The organism is Streptomyces sp. NPDC041191 (assembly GCF_055591945.1).
Window position 1 is genome coordinate 118,368 of the sequence record NZ_JBVIZC010000013.1, and the last position, 16,130, is coordinate 134,497.

The 16,130-nt window shown below is 75.9% G+C and carries 12 protein-coding genes; 7 read left to right on the forward strand and 5 right to left on the reverse strand.

What is annotated here, in order from left to right; all coding sequences use genetic code 11:
- Positions 1–40: 40 nt before the first annotated feature.
- Positions 41–1,060: a maleylpyruvate isomerase N-terminal domain-containing protein gene (locus tag ACZ6AQ_RS25135; RefSeq protein WP_468762502.1), complete on the reverse strand. Its 1,020-nt coding sequence runs from the start codon at positions 1,058–1,060 to the stop codon at positions 41–43.
- Between the two features lie 64 nt (positions 1,061–1,124).
- Between ACZ6AQ_RS25135 and ACZ6AQ_RS25140 the strand changes: the two genes are divergently transcribed.
- The 4 genes from ACZ6AQ_RS25140 to ACZ6AQ_RS25155 all read left to right on the forward strand — a co-directional run bounded on the left by ACZ6AQ_RS25140 (position 1,125) and on the right by ACZ6AQ_RS25155 (position 5,539).
- Positions 1,125–1,907: an SGNH/GDSL hydrolase family protein gene (locus ACZ6AQ_RS25140; RefSeq protein ID WP_468762504.1), complete on the forward strand. Its 783-nt coding sequence runs from the start codon at positions 1,125–1,127 to the stop codon at positions 1,905–1,907.
- 146 nt (positions 1,908–2,053) lie between these two features.
- Complete coding sequence (purB, locus tag ACZ6AQ_RS25145; RefSeq protein WP_468762506.1) at positions 2,054–3,496, forward strand: adenylosuccinate lyase; 1,443 nt, start codon at positions 2,054–2,056, stop codon at positions 3,494–3,496.
- Between the two features lie 62 nt (positions 3,497–3,558).
- A complete protein-coding gene (gene mug, locus ACZ6AQ_RS25150; protein ID WP_468762508.1) occupies positions 3,559–4,056 on the forward strand; it encodes a G/U mismatch-specific DNA glycosylase in 498 nt (165 codons plus the stop codon).
- Positions 4,057–4,381: 325 nt separating this feature from the next.
- The gene (locus tag ACZ6AQ_RS25155; RefSeq protein WP_388692468.1) at positions 4,382–5,539 is read left to right on the forward strand and encodes an ROK family transcriptional regulator; all 1,158 of its coding nucleotides are present in this window, start codon (positions 4,382–4,384) and stop codon (positions 5,537–5,539) included.
- Positions 5,540–5,598: 59 nt separating this feature from the next.
- Here ACZ6AQ_RS25155 and ACZ6AQ_RS25160 read toward each other — a convergent pair whose 3' ends face one another.
- Positions 5,599–6,339, reverse strand: a complete 741-nt coding sequence (locus ACZ6AQ_RS25160; protein ID WP_468762510.1) for a GntR family transcriptional regulator — start codon at positions 6,337–6,339, stop codon at positions 5,599–5,601.
- Positions 6,340–6,655: 316 nt separating this feature from the next.
- Here ACZ6AQ_RS25160 and ACZ6AQ_RS25165 point away from each other — a divergent pair, with 316 nt between their 5' ends.
- Together ACZ6AQ_RS25165 and ACZ6AQ_RS25170 are read left to right on the forward strand one after the other, a co-directional pair.
- The gene (locus tag ACZ6AQ_RS25165) at positions 6,656–8,446 is read left to right on the forward strand and encodes an amidase (protein ID WP_468762512.1); all 1,791 of its coding nucleotides are present in this window, start codon (positions 6,656–6,658) and stop codon (positions 8,444–8,446) included.
- A gap of 379 nt (positions 8,447–8,825) precedes the next feature.
- Positions 8,826–9,548, forward strand: a complete 723-nt coding sequence (locus ACZ6AQ_RS25170) for a S1 family peptidase (protein ID WP_468762514.1) — start codon at positions 8,826–8,828, stop codon at positions 9,546–9,548.
- Between the two features lie 94 nt (positions 9,549–9,642).
- On the opposite strand, the gene ACZ6AQ_RS25175 is transcribed toward ACZ6AQ_RS25170, so the two are convergent.
- On the reverse strand, positions 9,643–10,563 hold the full coding sequence (locus tag ACZ6AQ_RS25175) for an RNA polymerase sigma-70 factor (protein WP_468762516.1): 921 nt from the start codon (positions 10,561–10,563) through the stop codon (positions 9,643–9,645).
- A 213-nt stretch (positions 10,564–10,776) separates the two neighbouring features.
- Between ACZ6AQ_RS25175 and ACZ6AQ_RS25180 the strand changes: the two genes are divergently transcribed.
- The gene (locus ACZ6AQ_RS25180) at positions 10,777–11,607 is read left to right on the forward strand and encodes an alpha/beta fold hydrolase (RefSeq protein ID WP_468762518.1); all 831 of its coding nucleotides are present in this window, start codon (positions 10,777–10,779) and stop codon (positions 11,605–11,607) included.
- 1,150 nt (positions 11,608–12,757) lie between these two features.
- On the opposite strand, the gene ACZ6AQ_RS25185 is transcribed toward ACZ6AQ_RS25180, so the two are convergent.
- Complete coding sequence (locus ACZ6AQ_RS25185; protein WP_468762520.1) at positions 12,758–13,666, reverse strand: hypothetical protein; 909 nt, start codon at positions 13,664–13,666, stop codon at positions 12,758–12,760.
- Positions 13,663–14,106: a hypothetical protein gene (locus ACZ6AQ_RS25190; protein WP_468762522.1), complete on the reverse strand. Its 444-nt coding sequence runs from the start codon at positions 14,104–14,106 to the stop codon at positions 13,663–13,665. Before ACZ6AQ_RS25190 ends, ACZ6AQ_RS25185 begins: the two co-directional genes overlap by 4 nt.
- Positions 14,107–16,130 lie beyond the last annotated feature (2,024 nt).

Genomic DNA, 16,130 nt, shown 5'->3' on the forward strand with positions numbered 1-16,130 from the left:
GAGGGGCCCCGGGAACCGTCCCGGGGCCCCTCGCGCCCGTTCAGAGCGCGGTGGCGGCCAGCCAGTCGTCGAGGAGGCCCCGGTCGCCGGTGTGCGCGAAGCACGGGTCGCCGGCCCCGTACCTGCGGTGCAGGAGCAGGAGCAGCTCCCCGGCGTCCGCCTCGACGGCGGCCGTCGGCTCCGCGCCGTCGCTCCCCCGGGCCCAGGTGAAGCCGCCCCCGCCCAGGGCGAGGGTCCAGACGGCGCCGGCGTCCCGGGCGGTGAGCCGGAGGACCGCTCCGTCCCGGCCGAGCTGGGAGAGGGGTTCCGCGATCCGGGGGATGTAGGGGGCGTCCGCGAGGAAGTGGTCGACGGCGGCGGCGGCCGTGTCCGGGTCGAGGGGTCCCACCCGGCCGTGGACGGCGCGTTCGGCGTCGGCGAGGTGGACGAGGGTCTCGAAGAGCACGTGGCGGGGGTAGTGGCGGACGTGCGGGTCCGCGCCCGGGGACCAGACCGGGGCGTCCGGGTCGGCGTCGCGGGCGGTGGCGGCGAACCGCGCGGCGCCCGCGACGAGCCAGCCGGGGTACGCGGCGGGGTCGTCCGGCAGGCCGAGGGGGACGTCCCCGGCGAGGACGCGGGTGGCGGGACGGGTCCGTACGAGGTGTTCGGCCCACCGGTGGACGGTGCCGACGTGCCGGGTGAGGTCCGCGAGGGTCCAGTCGGGGCAGCCGGGGACGGGAAGCGCGGGGTCGGCGTCGCGGACGACGGCGGCGAAGCGCCGGGCGTGGTCCAGGACGGCCTCGCAGACGGCGGCGTGGGGGTCGCCGGTGAGGCCGAGGGCCTCGGAGACCTTGAGCAGCCCGTCCCGCCGGGGACCCTCGGGCTCGCGCAGGGCCACCGCGCGGAGCAGCCCGTCGAGGGTCCGCCGGTCGGCCGCCGTGAGCCCGGAAAGGGGGCGCCCGGCGTTCTCCAGCCACGTGACCGCCGTGCCGGGATCGAGGACCTCGCCGTCGCGGGTCTCGACGGCCGTCACCAGGCCGGCCAGGGCCTCGGCCAGGGCGCTCAGCAGCGCGTCGCTCATCGGATTTCCCCTCCCGGGTTCCCCACGGCATGACCGGCATACCGCGCGGTATGATCGCTCCGCCATGGAGATCAATGCCACGTACAACAGTTTCGTCGCCCTCGGCGACAGCTTCACAGAGGGTATGTCGGACCTGAGGCCCGACGGCTCCTACGGCGGCTGGGCCGACCTCCTGGCCGGCCGGCTCGCCGCCCGCTCCCCCGGCTTCCGGTACGCGAACCTCGCCGTGCGCGGCAAGCTCATCCGGCAGATCGTCGAGGAGCAAGTCGGCCCGGCCGCAACGATGGAGGCCGACGTGGTGACCCTCGTCGGCGGCCTCAACGACACCCTGCGCCCCAAGGTCGACATGGTCCGGGTGCGGGACCTCCTCACCGAGGCAGTGGAACGCCTCACACCCGCCTGCGGACAGCTGGTCCTCATGCGCAGCCCCGGCCGGAACGGTCCCGTGATGGAGCGCTTCCGGCCCCGGATGGAGGAGCTGTTCGCCCACATCGACGCGCTCGCCGCCCGGCACGGGGCCCTGGTCGTCGACCTGTACGGGGCTCCGTCGCTCGGGGACCCCCGGCTCTGGGACGTGGACCGGCTCCACCTGACGGCCGAGGGGCACCGGCGGGTCGCCGAGGCCGTGTGGCAGGCCCTCGGCCTGGAGCCGGCGGAGGACTGGCGGGCGCCGCTGCCGCCGGCCGCGCGGACCCCCTGGGCCAGTCGGCGGGTCGCCGACGCCCGCTTCGCCAGGCAGCACCTGGGCCCCTGGATCGGGCGGCGGCTGACCGGCCGTTCCTCCGGCGACGGCCGCCCGCCCAAGCGCCCGGAACTCCTCCCGTACGAGCCCCCGGCCGGCCCCTGACCGGGGCGGCCGGAGGGGACGCGAGGGGCCCTGCGGGTGCGCCCGGAGGGGGCGCGGGGCGCGGGCGCGTGACCCGCGTCTCGTAGCAAGCTCCACATCGAACGGCGGCGCCGACCTGCAGAAACCGCCAGGTAAACTCTGTCCACGTGACTGCTGTGACTGCGAAGCCCCGCATCCCCAACGTTCTGGCCGGCCGCTACGCCTCCGCGGAGCTCGCCGTCCTCTGGTCCCCCGAGCAGAAGGTGAGGCTGGAGCGCCGGCTGTGGCTCGCCGTGCTGCGCGCGCAGAAGGACCTCGGGATCGAGGTTCCGGAGGAGGCCCTCGCCGACTACGAGCGCGTCCTCGACCAGGTCGACCTCGCCTCCATCGCCGAGCGCGAGAAGGTCACCCGGCACGACGTGAAGGCCCGCATTGAGGAGTTCAACGCCCTCGCCGGTCACGAGCACGTCCACAAGGGCATGACCTCGCGCGACCTCACCGAGAACGTCGAGCAGCTGCAGATCCGGCTCTCCCTGGAGCTGATGCGGGACCGCACGGTCGCCGTCCTCGCCCGCCTGGGCCGGCTCTCCGCCGAGTACGCGGAGCTGGTGATGGCCGGCCGCTCGCACAACGTCGCCGCGCAGGCCACCACCCTCGGCAAGCGGTTCGCGACGGCGGCGGACGAGCTGCTCGTGGCGTACGCCCGCCTGGAGGAGCTGCTCGGCCGTTACCCGCTGCGCGGCATCAAGGGCCCGGTCGGCACCGCGCAGGACATGCTGGACCTGCTCGGCGGCGACGCCGGGAAGCTGGCCGAGCTGGAGCGGCGGATCGCCGAGCACCTCGGCTTCGCGCACGCCTTCACCTCGGTGGGCCAGGTCTACCCGCGCTCGCTCGACTACGACGTGGTCACCACCCTCGTCCAGCTGGCCGCCGCGCCCTCCTCGACCGCCAAGACGATCCGCCTGATGGCGGGCCACGAGCTGGTCACCGAGGGCTTCAAGCCCGGCCAGGTCGGCTCCTCGGCGATGCCCCACAAGATGAACACCCGCTCCTGCGAGCGCGTCAACGGCCTCATGGTCATCCTGCGCGGCTACGCCTCGATGACCGGCGAGCTGGCCGGCGACCAGTGGAACGAGGGCGACGTGTCCTGCTCCGTGGTCCGCCGGGTCGCGCTGCCGGACGCCTTCTTCGCCCTGGACGGCCTCCTGGAGACCTTCCTCACCGTGCTCGACGAGTTCGGCGCCTTCCCGGCCGTCGTGGCCCGCGAACTCGACCGCTACCTGCCCTTCCTGGCGACCACCAAGGTCCTCATGGGCGCCGTGCGCGCCGGGGTCGGCCGCGAGGTCGCCCACGAGGCCATCAAGGAGAACGCCGTCGCCTCCGCCCTCGCCATGCGCGAGCGGGGCGCCGAGCGCAACGAGCTGCTCGACAAGCTGGCCGCCGACGAGCGCATCCCGCTGGACCGGGCCCAGCTCGACGAGCTGATGGCGGACAAGCTGTCCTTCACCGGCGCCGCCGCCGACCAGGTCGCCTCCGTGGTCTCCCGCGTCGAGGAGATCCTCAAGCAGCACCCGGAGGCCGCCGCCTACACCCCCGGGGCGATCCTCTGACCCCGTCCGCCCGGTTCACCCGGCAGGAGCTGGAGGCCGCCCGCGACCGCGTCGTCCCGGACGTGGTCGCGCCCGGCCTGTCGGTGCTCTTCTGCGGGATCAACCCGGGTCTGATGACGGCGGCGTCGGGCCACCACTTCGCCCGGCCCGGCAACCGGTTCTGGCCGGTGCTGCACCTGTCGGGGTTCACACCGAGACAGCTGCGGCCGGACGAGCAGGAGGAACTCCTGACGTACGGCCTCGGGATCACGAACGTGGTGGCGCGGCCGTCCGCGCGGGCCGACGAACTGACCCGCGAGGAGTACCTGGAGGGCGGACGGCTGCTGACCGCGCGGGTGGAGCGGCTGGAGCCGCGCTGGCTCGCGATCGCCGGCGTCACGGCGTACCGCGCGGCCTTCGACGAGCCGAAGGCGGTCGTCGGACCGCAGGAGCGGACGATCGGGACCACCCGGATCTGGGCGCTGCCCAGCCCGAGCGGTCTGAACGCCCACTGGTCGACAGCGGCGATGGCCGAGGAGTTCGCCCGGCTCCGCGAGGCCGCGCGGGAGCCGGACGCGTAGGACGGTCCGGCTCCGGGGATTCGGCGCCGGACCCGCCGGGGTCGGGTCCGGCGCGGTGGGCGGGACGGCCGTCGTGTCCCTTCCGTTTCGCGCCCTCGATCCCCTCGCCCCGTGTGCCGCCGTCCTGCCGCCCCTCGCCGGCCGCCGGCCCCGCCGGGTGCGCACCGTGGCCGTGGAGCCGGTCGCGGACGCCGTGGTTTCCCCGCCGCCGACGGTGGGCATCCGCTCCGGAACGTCACTCAAGCGTGACGGGGGCGACCCTCCCCGGGGCCGGACCCATTGAGTACCATCCGCCTGAGAGGTGCGCGAGCTGGGAGGACACACGGTGGGGCGGCTGACCGGCGGAGACCCGTCTCTGCTGCGGCGGATCAACTCCGCGGTGGTACTCCATGCGCTGCGGGGCGCCGACGCGCCCACGCTCACGGATCTGACCCGCGTCACCGGCCTGTCGCGGCCCACCGTCGAGGGGGTCGTCGAGGGGCTCATGGAGGGCGGACTCGTCGTCGAGTCGGCTCCCGAGGAGGGCGAGGCCCGGCGCCAGGGACGCCCGGCGCGGAGGTTCCGCTTCCGCGCGGAGGCCGGTCATCTGCTCGGCATCGAGATCGGCCCGCACCGGGTCGCCGCCCTGCTCTCCGGTCTGGACGGGCGGATCATCGGCGCCGGTTCCCGCGAGGTGTCGGAGTCGGCGCCGGCGGACGAGCGGCTGGACCGGGTCCGCGCGGTCGTCGCGGACGTGCTGCGCAGGGCCGGGGTCGCCCGGTCCAGTCTGCGGGCCGTGGGCGTGGGGTCGCCCGGCATCGTGGAGGCCGACGGAACGGTACGGCTCGGCACGGCGCTGCCCGGATGGACGGGCCTGGCCCTCGGTGAGCGGCTGCGGCGCTCCTTCCGCTGTCCGGTGATCGTGGAGAACGACGCCAACGCGGCGGCCGTCGCCGAGCACTGGAAGGGTGCCGCGACCGACTCCGACGACATCGTGTTCGTCCTGGCCGGGCTGAGCCCGGGGGCCGGTTCGCTGATCGGCGGCCGGCTGCACCGGGGCTTCGGCGGGGCGGCCGGGGAGATCGGCGCCCTGCACCTCCTCGGCCGGGGCGTCACCCCCGAGCACCTGCTCTCGACGACGGACGAACCGCTGCACCCGCTGGACGAGCAGGCGGTCGCCGAGGTCTTCGCGCTGGCGCGCGAGGGCGACGCGCGGGCCGGGGCGGCGGTGGAGCGGTTCATCCAGCGGCTCGTGCACGACGTGGCGGCGCTCGTCCTGGCGATCGACCCCGAACTGGTGGTGATCGGCGGCTGGGCGGCCGGTCTCGACGGGGTGCTCCCGCCGCTCCGCGAGGAGTTGGCGCGGTTCTGCCTGCGGCCGCCCCGGGTGGTGCTCTCCCTGCTCGGCGAGGCCGCGGTGGGCACGGGGGCGCTGCGGCTCGCCCTCGACCACGTCGAGGAGCAGCTGTTCGCGGTCGACGGCACGGTGACGGCCCGCCGCTGAACCGCCGGAGGGGCGGGCCGGCACCCGGTGTCGCCGGACGCGCGGGCCGTGGCCGGACGCTACGAGGCCATGACCAGGTCGCCGGAGTCGCCGAAGGTGAGGCGGCAGGTGTCGGCGCGGTAGGTGGCCACGGAGACGGCGGCGGTACGGCCCCCGGAGAGGTAGCGGGTGGTCACCACGAGGACGGGTGCGCCCGGCAGCCGGTCCAGTTCCCTGGCGTCGTCGGCGCGGGCGGAGCCGAGTTCGACGGAGCGGTCCTGGCCGTCGAGGGCGAGGCGCCGGAGTTCGCGGAGCACGGCGCGGGCGCGGGCCGGTCCCGCGGGGACGTCGACGGCCCCGAGGCCCGGGACGGAGGCGGCCGGCACGTAGATCAGCTCGGCGGCGACCGGCTGGCCCTGGGTGATCCGGAGGCGGCGGACGACATGGGTCCGCTCCTTCCCACCGGTCTCCAGGAGGCGGGCGACGGCCGGCGGAGCGACGTCGGAGGCGGAGTCCAGGGACTGCCACGCCTCGTCCCCGGCGCCCGGCCAGCCGTGCTGGGCGGTGGAGACGTCCACGCCGACGCGCGGCGGGGCGACCGTGGTGCCGACGCCCCGGCGGCGCTGGAGGCGTCCTTCCAGCTCCAGCTGCTCCAGGGCCTGCCGGAGCGTGGCGCGGGCGACGCCGAAGCGCGCCGCCAGCTCGCGCTCGTTGGGCAGGATCTCCCCGACCGTGAAGTCCGAGTCGAGCGCTTCGCCGATGACTGTCTTGAGGTGCTGGTACTTCGGCTCCGCCACCGATGCCAGCTGCGTGGTCCCCACCCTGATCCTCCGCAATTCGCCGTGTCCCGCGGCGTTTTCCGCGCCCTTGTTTATTAAAGGTTCCTGCACTAACTCTGCGACCATAAGACGCGCCACCCCCTTGGTCAAGACCAATCCTCCCGCCAAAACCCCGGGACGCGGCTCCCAGTCTTGATCGTTCACAGGACGTTCGCACCCCCGTGGCACTCCGGTGACGGAAAACCCCCTCTTCCGGGGCGGGAAGGCCGTGGTTCGTGCGGCCGGGCGGCGGGGGACGCCGGCGGCCACCGAGAGGCGGTCTTGTGCGGCGGGCGTCCGCGTAGTGGGCTTGCCCGCCATGAGAAGAGAGAGCACGGCCACGAGGAGCACGGGGCGGCGGGGAACGGCGGTCCTGCTCGCCGCCCTCGTCGCGGCGCCCCTGGCGGTGGGCGCGCCCGCCCGGGGCGCGGAGGCGACCGGCCCGCCCGTGACGGAGGGGACGGCGCGGATCGCGGCCGGGACCGGGACCGGGTGGCACGGAGGGGCGGGGGGCGCGTTCGGACCCGGGACCGGGTCCTACGGTCCGGCGGGGGTCGCGGCCGGGCCGGGAGGGAGCGGCCCGGCGGCGATCCCCGGCCCGTCCGCCGTGCGCGGGCTCGGGTTCGACCTCGACACGGCGACGATCCTCGCGCTGCGGGAGCGCATGGAGCGGGGCTCGCTGACCTCGACGGCGCTGACCCTGGCGTACCTGCGCCGGATCGAGGCCGTCGACCCGAAGATCCACGCGATCCTGCGCACCGACCCGACGGCCCTGCTGCAGGCGGCCGCCAGTGACGTCCGGCACCGGCTGGGGAGGGCCCGCGGCCCGCTCGACGGCATTCCCGTCCTCGTCAAGGACAACGTCGAGACACGCGGCCTGTCGACGACGGCCGGATCGCTCGCCCTGGCCGGGAGCCCGCCGGGCCGGGACGCGGCGCTGGTGACGAGGCTGCGGGCGGCGGGCGCGGTGATCCTCGGGAAGACCAACTTGTCCGAGTGGGCCAACTTCCGGGCGGTGCGGCCGACGTCCGGCTGGTCGGCGACGGGCGGCCAGACGCACAACCCGTACGTCCTGGACCGCAACCCCTGCGGGTCCTCGTCGGGGTCGGGCGCCGCGATCGCCGCCTCGCTCGCGCAGGTGGCCATCGGCACGGAGACGGACGGTTCCGTGGTGTGCCCGGCCGGGATGAACGGGGTGGTCGGCCACAAGCCCAGCCTGGGGCTGGTCAGTCCGGCGGGCGTGGTCCCGATCTCGGCCGAGCAGGACACGGCCGGCCCGATGGCGCGCAACGTGACCGACACGGCGCTCACCCTGGCGGTGCTCAGCGGCCGCGACACCGTACGGCCCGGCTCGCCCGGCCTCACCGAGGCGGCCACGCGGCCCGCCGGGCTGCGCGGCAAGCGGATCGGGCTGTGGCGGCTCCCCACGCTCGGGCCAGGGGTGGACGCCCTGATGACCCGGACGGCGGCGCGGCTGCGGGAGGCGGGGGCGCAGGTGGTCGAGGTGGTGCCGCCGTACCAGGAAAGGCTCGCCGAGCTGGAGTTCCCGGCGCTCCTGACCGAGTTCCACCGGGACATCGACGCCTACCTCGCCACGCGCGGGGGGCCGCGGGACCTCGCCGGGCTGATCGCCTTCAACCGCGCCCACCCGGCCGAGCGGTCCTGCTTCGCGGGGCAGGAGCTGTTCGAACAGGCGCTGGCCGCGCCGCCGACGACGGACCCGGGTTACCGGGCGGCGCGGGCGGAGCTGAAGGACCTCTCCCGGCGGTCCATCGACGAGACGCTGGCCGCGTACCGTCTGGACGCCCTCGCGGCCCCGACGAACCCGCCCGCGTGGACGACCGACTGCGCCCGGGGCGACAACGACGTGATCCCGTCCTCCACCCCGGCCGCCGTGGCGGGCTACCCGTCGCTGTCGGTGCCCGCCGGTTTCGTGGGCGAGCTGCCCGTCGGCCTGCTCCTGATGGCGGGCGACCACCGGGACGCGGAGCTGCTCTCGCTGGGGGCGGCGGTGGAACGGCGGCTGGACGCGTGGCGGGCGCCCCGGTACCTGCCCACGCTGCCGGCCGGCGCGCCGGGCTCCTCCGGACCCTCCGGCCCCTCCGCGTAGGAGGACGCGGGCGGCGGACCCGCCGGGCCGGGCCTTCACGGGCCGGACCCGTCCCGGTGGGTCCGTCGCGCCGTCTCCCGTCCCGGTGGGTCCGTCGCGCCGTCTCCGTCCCGGTGGGTCCGTCTCCGACGCGCCGTCTTCGCACCCCGCGCGAAACACTCCTCGCACGGGGTGCTCGGGGCGTCCGGTGCTCTCGGGGAGAGCGCCACGTTATGGCCAAGTGGCATTACCCCGCCCGTCCCCCGCTTCGGAATCATGGGGCATGTCCATGCCGAATCACCGCCCCGCCGGCGGCGTTCCGGCATGCGCGCGGCTCCTCGCGGGCCGCACGCCCCCCACGCGCGCGCCCACCCGGCGCGCCCCTCCGAATCGAGGAACCATGCGCTCTTCACGGCTCCTGCCCGCCCTCGCGGCGGCGGCGGTCTCCGTCCTCGCCCTCCTCTCCCCCACCGCGAGCGCGGCCCCGGCGCCCGCGGCCCCGGCCACGCAGGCCGTGCAGCCCATCATCGGCGGGGGCTACGCCTCCAACGCCCCGTGGGCGGCCCGGCTGCTCTCGAACGGCCGGGAGACCTGTTCGGCCACGATCATCGCCCCGACCTGGATCCTCACCGCCAAGCACTGCGTCACCGGCGGCGGGCTCTCGTTCCGGATCGGCAGCCTCGACCAGTACAGCGGCGGCACCACGGCCAACGGCGTCCAGACCTACACGCACAGCGCGGACCTGGCCCTCGTCCGGCTCGACCGTTCCGTGCAGGCGACCTACGCGACGCTCGGGCAGCCGGGCACCGTGCGCGTCGGCCAGAACGTCCAGGTGTACGGCTGGGGCGCCACGTCCCAGTGCGGCTCGGAGGCCACCTGCCAGTCCCGCTACCTGAAGGTCGCCAACGTCACCGTCACCGGCGGCTGCACCGACGCCTACGGCGGCTCCGCGATCTGCGCCCGCCGGGGCGACGGCATCACCGCGGGCGGCGACTCCGGCGGTCCGATGACGGCCGCCGGCGTCCAGGTCGGCGTCGCCTCCACCAGCGACCGCCAGACCACCACGGCGTACACCAACGTGACGGCGTACCGCTCCTGGATCCGGTCGATCGCGGGCGTGTGACGCCCGCCCGCACCCCTTCCCGACCCGCTGACGGGTGAAGGGCCCCCACCGCGCGGCGCGGTGGGGGCCCTTCCCTCGTTCTGCCGACGAGCCGTCAGAGTCCTGCGAGACCGAGGAACTTGTCGGGGTTGCGGATGATGTGGACGGTCTGGACGCGACCGTCCCTGGCCTCGATCTGGATCACCGTGTCGGGACGTCCGCCGGCGAACACGACCAGGGCCGGGGCTCCGTTGAGCTCGACCGGACGGAGGTCGTACCGGGGCTCCGCGTTCCCGAACACGGCGACGAGGAAGCGGCCGACCTTGCCGGCGGTCTCGATGACCCGCAGCGGCGCCCTGGCCTTGCCCCCGCTGTCGCCGACGAGGCGCGCGTCCGGGGCGAGCAGGGCGAGGAGCCGCCCGAGGTCGCCGCCGGCCGCGGCGGCGAGGAACCGTTCGGTGAGGTCGCGGCGTTCGGCCGGATCGACGTCGTAGCGCGGCCTGCCCTCGTCCACGTGGCGCCGGGCCCGCCCGGCGAGCCGGCGCACGGCCGGCTCGGAGCGGTCGAGGACGGTGGCGATCTCCCCGTACGGGAAGCCGAACGCCTCGCGCAGCACGAAGACGGCCCGTTCCAGGGGCGAGAGGGATTCGAGGACGACGAGGACGGCGAGCGAGACGGAGTCGGCGAGCAGGGCGCGCTCGGCGGTGTCGGGGGCCGCCGGGCCGAAGTCGGTGACGACGGGCTCGGGCAGCCAGGGGCCGACGTAGGTCTCGCGGCGGACGTGGGCGAGGCGCAGCCGGTCGATGGCGAGGCGGGTGGTGATCCGTACGAGGAAGGCGCGCGGCTCGCGGACGGCGGTCCGGTCCTCGGCGGTCCAGCGCAGCCACGCCTCCTGGACGACGTCCTCGGCGTCGGCGACACGGCCGAGCATCCGGTAGGCGACGCCGAGGAGGACCGGCCGGTGCTCCTCGAAGAGTTCGGTCGGGCTGCCTGTCGAGGCGTCGGTGGGGCTGCCTGTCGGGGTGTCGGTGGGCACCCGCCCATCCCAGCCCACCGGTCCCGCCCTGTCCAGCCGGTCCGGCCGTGAGGGCGGCGCGGTCCCGTCCGTCCTCCCCCGGCGTCCGCGACCGGCGGCCCCCGCCCCGCGACCGCGTTCCCGGCTCTTGGACCCCTGCCTCTTGAACTCCTGGCTACCGACCGGTAATTCTTACTGACAGGTCGTCCAAGAGTGTCACGACAGGGAGTGCGCATGCCCGCACGGATCACGTTCACGACCGAGACCCCCACGGGTCCCCGCAGCACGTCCCTGGTGTACGAGAGGAGGGGCGCGGGCGATCCGCTCCTCCTGCTCCACGGCATCGGACACCACTGGCAGGCGTGGGAGCCCGTCCTCGACGTCCTGGCCACCGAGCGGGACGTGATCGCCGTGGACCTGCCCGGCTTCGGCGCCTCGGACGGCCTGCCGGAGGGCTGCGCCTACGAACTGCCCACCGTGGTCGCCGTCCTCGGTGCCTTCTGCGAGGCGATCGGCGTCGAACGCCCGCACGTGGCCGGGAACTCGCTCGGCGGACTGCTCGCGCTCGGACTCGGCCGGGAGAAGCTGGTGCGCTCGGTCACCGCCCTCTCCCCCGCCGGCTTCTGGACGGAGGCCGAGCGGCGGTACGCCTTCGGGACGCTGCGGGCCATGCGCGGGGCGGCCCTGTCGCTGCCCGTCCCGGTGATCGAGCGGCTCTCCCGTACGGCCGCCGGACGCACCGCCCTCACCAGCACCATCTACGCCCGGCCCGCACGGCGTTCACCCGAGGCTGCCGTCGCCGAGACCCTCGCGCTGCGCGGCGCCACCGGCTTCCACCAGACCCTGGCGGCGGGCCGTTCCGTGCGGTGGCGCGACGACCTTCCCTCGGTGCCCGTCACCGTCGCCTGGGGAAGCCGCGACCGGCTGCTCCCGCACCGTCAGGGCGTCCGCGCGAAGCGGGTCCTGCCCGGCGCGCGGCTCGTCCGGCTGCCCGGCTGCGGCCACGTGCCCATGAACGACGACCCGGCTCTCGTCGCACGCGTCATCCTGGACGGCAGCCGCTGAGACCGGCCCGCCCGTACGGGTGAACAGGCCGGTGCCCAGGGCGGCACCGGCCCCCACGAGCAGGCTGCCGGCGGCCTGCGGAAGACCGAAGGCGGCGTCCGCGACCAGGGCGGCGCTCAGCGCGGCGGCGACCGGGATCGCCCCGGTGAAGAGGGTGGCGCGCTCCATGCCGATCCGCTGGACGCCCCCGTAGAAGAGGACGAACCCGACGACCGTGGCCAGGGCCGCCTGCCAGACCAGGGCCCCCGCCTCCGCGCCCGTCGGCGTCCGTACGAAGTCCGCGCCGTCCACGGCCAGGCCGCACAGCGCCGACTCCACCGCGCCGACCCCGCAGACCGTCGCCGTGAGCAGCTTCGGGCCGAGCAGCCGCAGCACCGGGACGGCGAGCACCGTGAACCCCACCTCGCCCGCGAGCGCCGCCACCGACCAGCCGATCCCGGCGGGGTCCGTACGCCCCCAGCCCTGCACGGTGAACGCGCCGGCGGCGACGAGCAGCGCCCCGTACAGCACGGCGCGGGCGGGCCTGCGCCCCTCGGCCAGCGGGACCAGGACGGCGACGACGACCGGCGCGCAACCGACCAGGACGCCCGGGACGGCCGGCTCGGCGGTCCGCTCGGCGGCCAGGACCGCGAGGTTGAAGCCGACCATGCCGACGGCCGCGAGGGCGGCGATCCGCACCCAGTGGCGGGGGGTCAGGAGCCGGAGCGGGAGGAGGCCGCCGCGGCCGAGCAGCGGGAGCAGGAGCAGACAGGCGGCGCCGTAGCGGAGTGCCTGTCCGCCCGCGTACGGATAGGCGCCCAGCAGGCTGTTGGCGGTGAAGGAGGCGCCGACGAGGGCGTAGGCGAGGGTCACGATCAGGACCCCGCGCAGGGAGTTCGCGTTCATGGTCCCGACGTTAGGAATCCGCGCGGTCCCGGTGGAGGTCCACTTCCGCGGCGGCATCGGGGACCACTTCGGGCGGGGCGACGGGGGGCGGCCGGCTCCTGCGGGCCCGCGCCCCCGGCCCCTCCCCTCCGGGCCGGTGTCCCCTCGGGGACAGTCTTTCCCGGCCGGTACTCCTTCCCGGCCGGTACTCCTCCCCGGCCGGTGCTCCCCCCGGCGGCCGGGCCGATCGCCGTGCCGGCGGCCGGTCCCCGTTGCGGGCGCTCCGTCAGTCCGGCTTGCCCAGCAGCCGGGTCACCTTCTCCCCCACCGCGGGGCCGAAGCGCCCCTCGCACTCCACCCCCACGGCCACCGCCAGGTCCCTGCCGTGCAGGTCGGCCAGCGCCTCGGCCAGCTCCGCGAACGCGGCGGCCGCCGCGCGGCCGCGGGCCACGCCCGTCGCCACCGTGGCCGCGCCGATCAGAGCCGCCGGCCACCACCAGGCGGACAGCAGGAGGTACGCCAGGCCCCAGGCCGTGAGGCGGGCCGCCGCACTCAGGGCCGTGCGCGCGGCGGCCAGTTCGGCCCGGACGGAGTCGGGGGCGAGGAGCCACAGATGGGGCCAGGCGAGGGTCAGGTCCAGGTGGTAGGCGCGCCGGACGCGCCGGTCCGGGGCGGTGACCCTGTCACCGGTCCAGAACGGGTGCCGGGGCGGAACCGGGGAGATCCGGTCACGGGCGGCGCGGCACAGTTCCGCCCGCTCCGTGAGGACATCGGCGTCGGCCGCACCGCCGATCCGGGCACGGCCCGCGGCGACCAGGGCCGCCCGGTACCCGGCGTCGGCCTCCCGCCAGCGGCGCGCCCGGCGCCCGGCCAGACGGCGGGTCAGCGGCCCCCGCGCGTCGACGAGCCATGCCTTCTCGACCAGCGTTCCGACGGCCTGGGCGACGGCTCCGGTCATCGCGGCCCCGGCCAGCACGGCGACCGCGGCCACCGCGAGGGACCCCACGCCGTGGGCGCCGGGGGCGGCCGCCAGGGAGTCGAGCCGCGCCCGCAGCCGCCCGGCGTCGTGCCAGTGGCTCTGGCCCAGGGTGACCGCCGCGGCCACGGACACGAGGTACACCAGGCCGGGGACGGCCAGGAGCGCCATCCAGCGCTCGGCGAGCCTCCCGCCGAGCGCGCCGAGGAACGCGTTCACGGACGCAGTCCGACCTCGCGCAGCGGCCCGCCGAAGACGTGGCAGACCGGCGGCCCGCCGCCTTCGGACGCCGGTGCCTCGACGCGGGCGCAGTGACCGCGCGGACAGGCGAGGACGTGGAGCCCGGGGCGGCCGGAGCCCGGGTAGCTCCGGTAGGCGGGCGGGGCGTCCGTACGGTAGGAGCCGAGGCCCGCGCTGTGACCGGCCGCGAGGAGCCGGTCCTCCAGTTCGTCGAAGGCGTCCTCCAGCTCCCCGGGGGAAGACCCGTTCCGCACCCGGTCGACGATGTCACCGACCAGGCGGTCTCCCTCCGCGCCGAGTCCCGGCATGCCCGGCGAGGACGCGAGCCGGTGGCAGAGCGCCGCCAGCCGTTCGTGTCCGGTCCCGCCGGCCGCCGCGTCGGCGCCGTCTTCCGCGGCGCCGTCGCCGAGTCCGCTCACTGCCGCACCTCCGTGGATCGGCCGACCGCTCGCGCAGTATAACGAGCCTGCGCGGCAAGGTACTTGGGTACGATCGGGTACGGGGTTCCCTTCGTCGAGAGCCCGTGACGAGACATGACACCCGGGGGGGGTCGGTGATGTCGGAGGCGCACGGAACGGCCGGAGGAACCATCGGGCAGGTGGCCGCGCTGGTCGGGCTCTTCGACCGCACGGGTGAGCGCGCCTGGCTGGACGCCGCCGTCGGGACGTGCCGGGCCGCCCTGGACGGGGGACCCGCGACCGGGAACGCGCGGGTGTCCTGGCTCCAGGCGCTGCGCACCGTCCTGACGAAGCGCTGGTGGTCCTTCCGGGAACGCCCCGACCTCGACGGGGCGATCCGCCTGGGGCACCTGCTGGCGGCCGGGAACGCCCCCCTCGAACAGGACCTGCGCCTCCTGGGGTGCGCGCTCGCGGACCGGTTCGGCCTCGACCGGAACCCCGCGGACAGGGACGCGGCGATCACCGTCCTGCGGAGGGCCGCCGGGATGCCCCCGGACGGGACGGAGCAGCCGTCGCTGACGCTCGACAGACTCGGCACCCTGTTGTCGGAGCGCGCCGCGGAGACGGGCGACGGGGCCGGGGCGGCGGAGGCCGTGCGACTGCTGCGCCGCGCCCTGGACCTGCTTCTCACCGGGGACCCGCACAACACGGCGGACATCGCCGCCGTCCGGCACGGCCTGGCGCTGGCCCTGGGCCGTACTCCCGGGACGGACGGAACGCCCTCCGCCCCGCGCGAAGCCGCCGGACTCCTGCGGGCCGTCGTGGCCGCGACGCCGCCCGGTTCGCCGGAGTACGCGCCGGTACTGCTCCAGCTCGCCGAAACCCTCCGCAGGCAGGCCGAGACGACCTGGTCGGCGGACGACGTCGAGGCGATGGTCGCGGCGGCCAGGACGGCGCACGCGGCGGCGCCGGCCGGACATCCCCAGCACGCCCACGGCCTGGCCGTGCTGGGGATCGCCCTGAGGCTCGCGGCCGAACACTCCGGGGAGACCGGTCCGCTGCGCGAGTCGGTCGCGCTCCTGCGCGCGTCCGTACGGGCCACGGACCCGGCCGACCGGTCGCGCCCCTCCCGGCTGAACAGCCTCGGCAACGCCGCGCACCGGCTCGGTGAGCACACCGGTGACGTGGCGCTGCTGGACGAGGCCGTGAGCCGTCTGCGCGAAGCCGTCGCGGAATCGCCCTCCGTCGACCCGGACCGCTTCGTCCGCGTCGCGAACCTGGCGCTCGTCCTGCGCGAGCGCTACCACCGGACCGGCGACCTCGCGGTCCTGCGGGAGGCCACCGGACTGGCCCGGTCGGCCGCGCGCTCCTCCCGGTCGCCCACGGTCCCGGGCACCGACCTCGCCAACCTCGGCGTCATCCTCCAGACCTGGTACGACCGGACGGGGGAGGCCGCGGCCGCCGCCGAGGCCGTGGACGTGGCCCGGCGGGTCCTCGACCGGACCCCCGGGGACAGCGCCCACCTCGCCACGCGGCTGAACCACCTCGGCAACGCCCTGCACAAGCGCTACCAGGCCCGGGGCGACCCGGCCGACCTGGACGAGTCCGTCGCCGTCCTCGGCCGGGCCGTGGCGGCGACGGCCTACGGCAAACCGGAGCACGCGAGCCACCTGCAGAACCTGGGGCTCGCGCAGCTCACCCAGGCACGGGCGGCCGGGGACGACGCGCTGCTGAACCGGGCGGTGGCCACGCTCGGCCGCGCGGTGTACGCGTCGCCCCCCGGCTCCGTCCGCACCGCCGGGTACCTCCAGTCGTACGCCTCCGCGCTCCGGGCGCTGCACGCGGCGCACGGGGACCCCGCCGTCCTCCGCGCGGCCGAGGACGCGTACCGGCGGGTCGCCACGGACGCGGTCCTCCCGGTCGCCGACCGCATCCGCGCCGCCTGCGACTGGGGCGCGACCGCCGGTGACGCGGGCCGGTGGGAGGAGGCCCTCGCCGGATTCGAACTGGCCCTCTCACTGCTGCCGTTCGGCCTGACCGGGCGG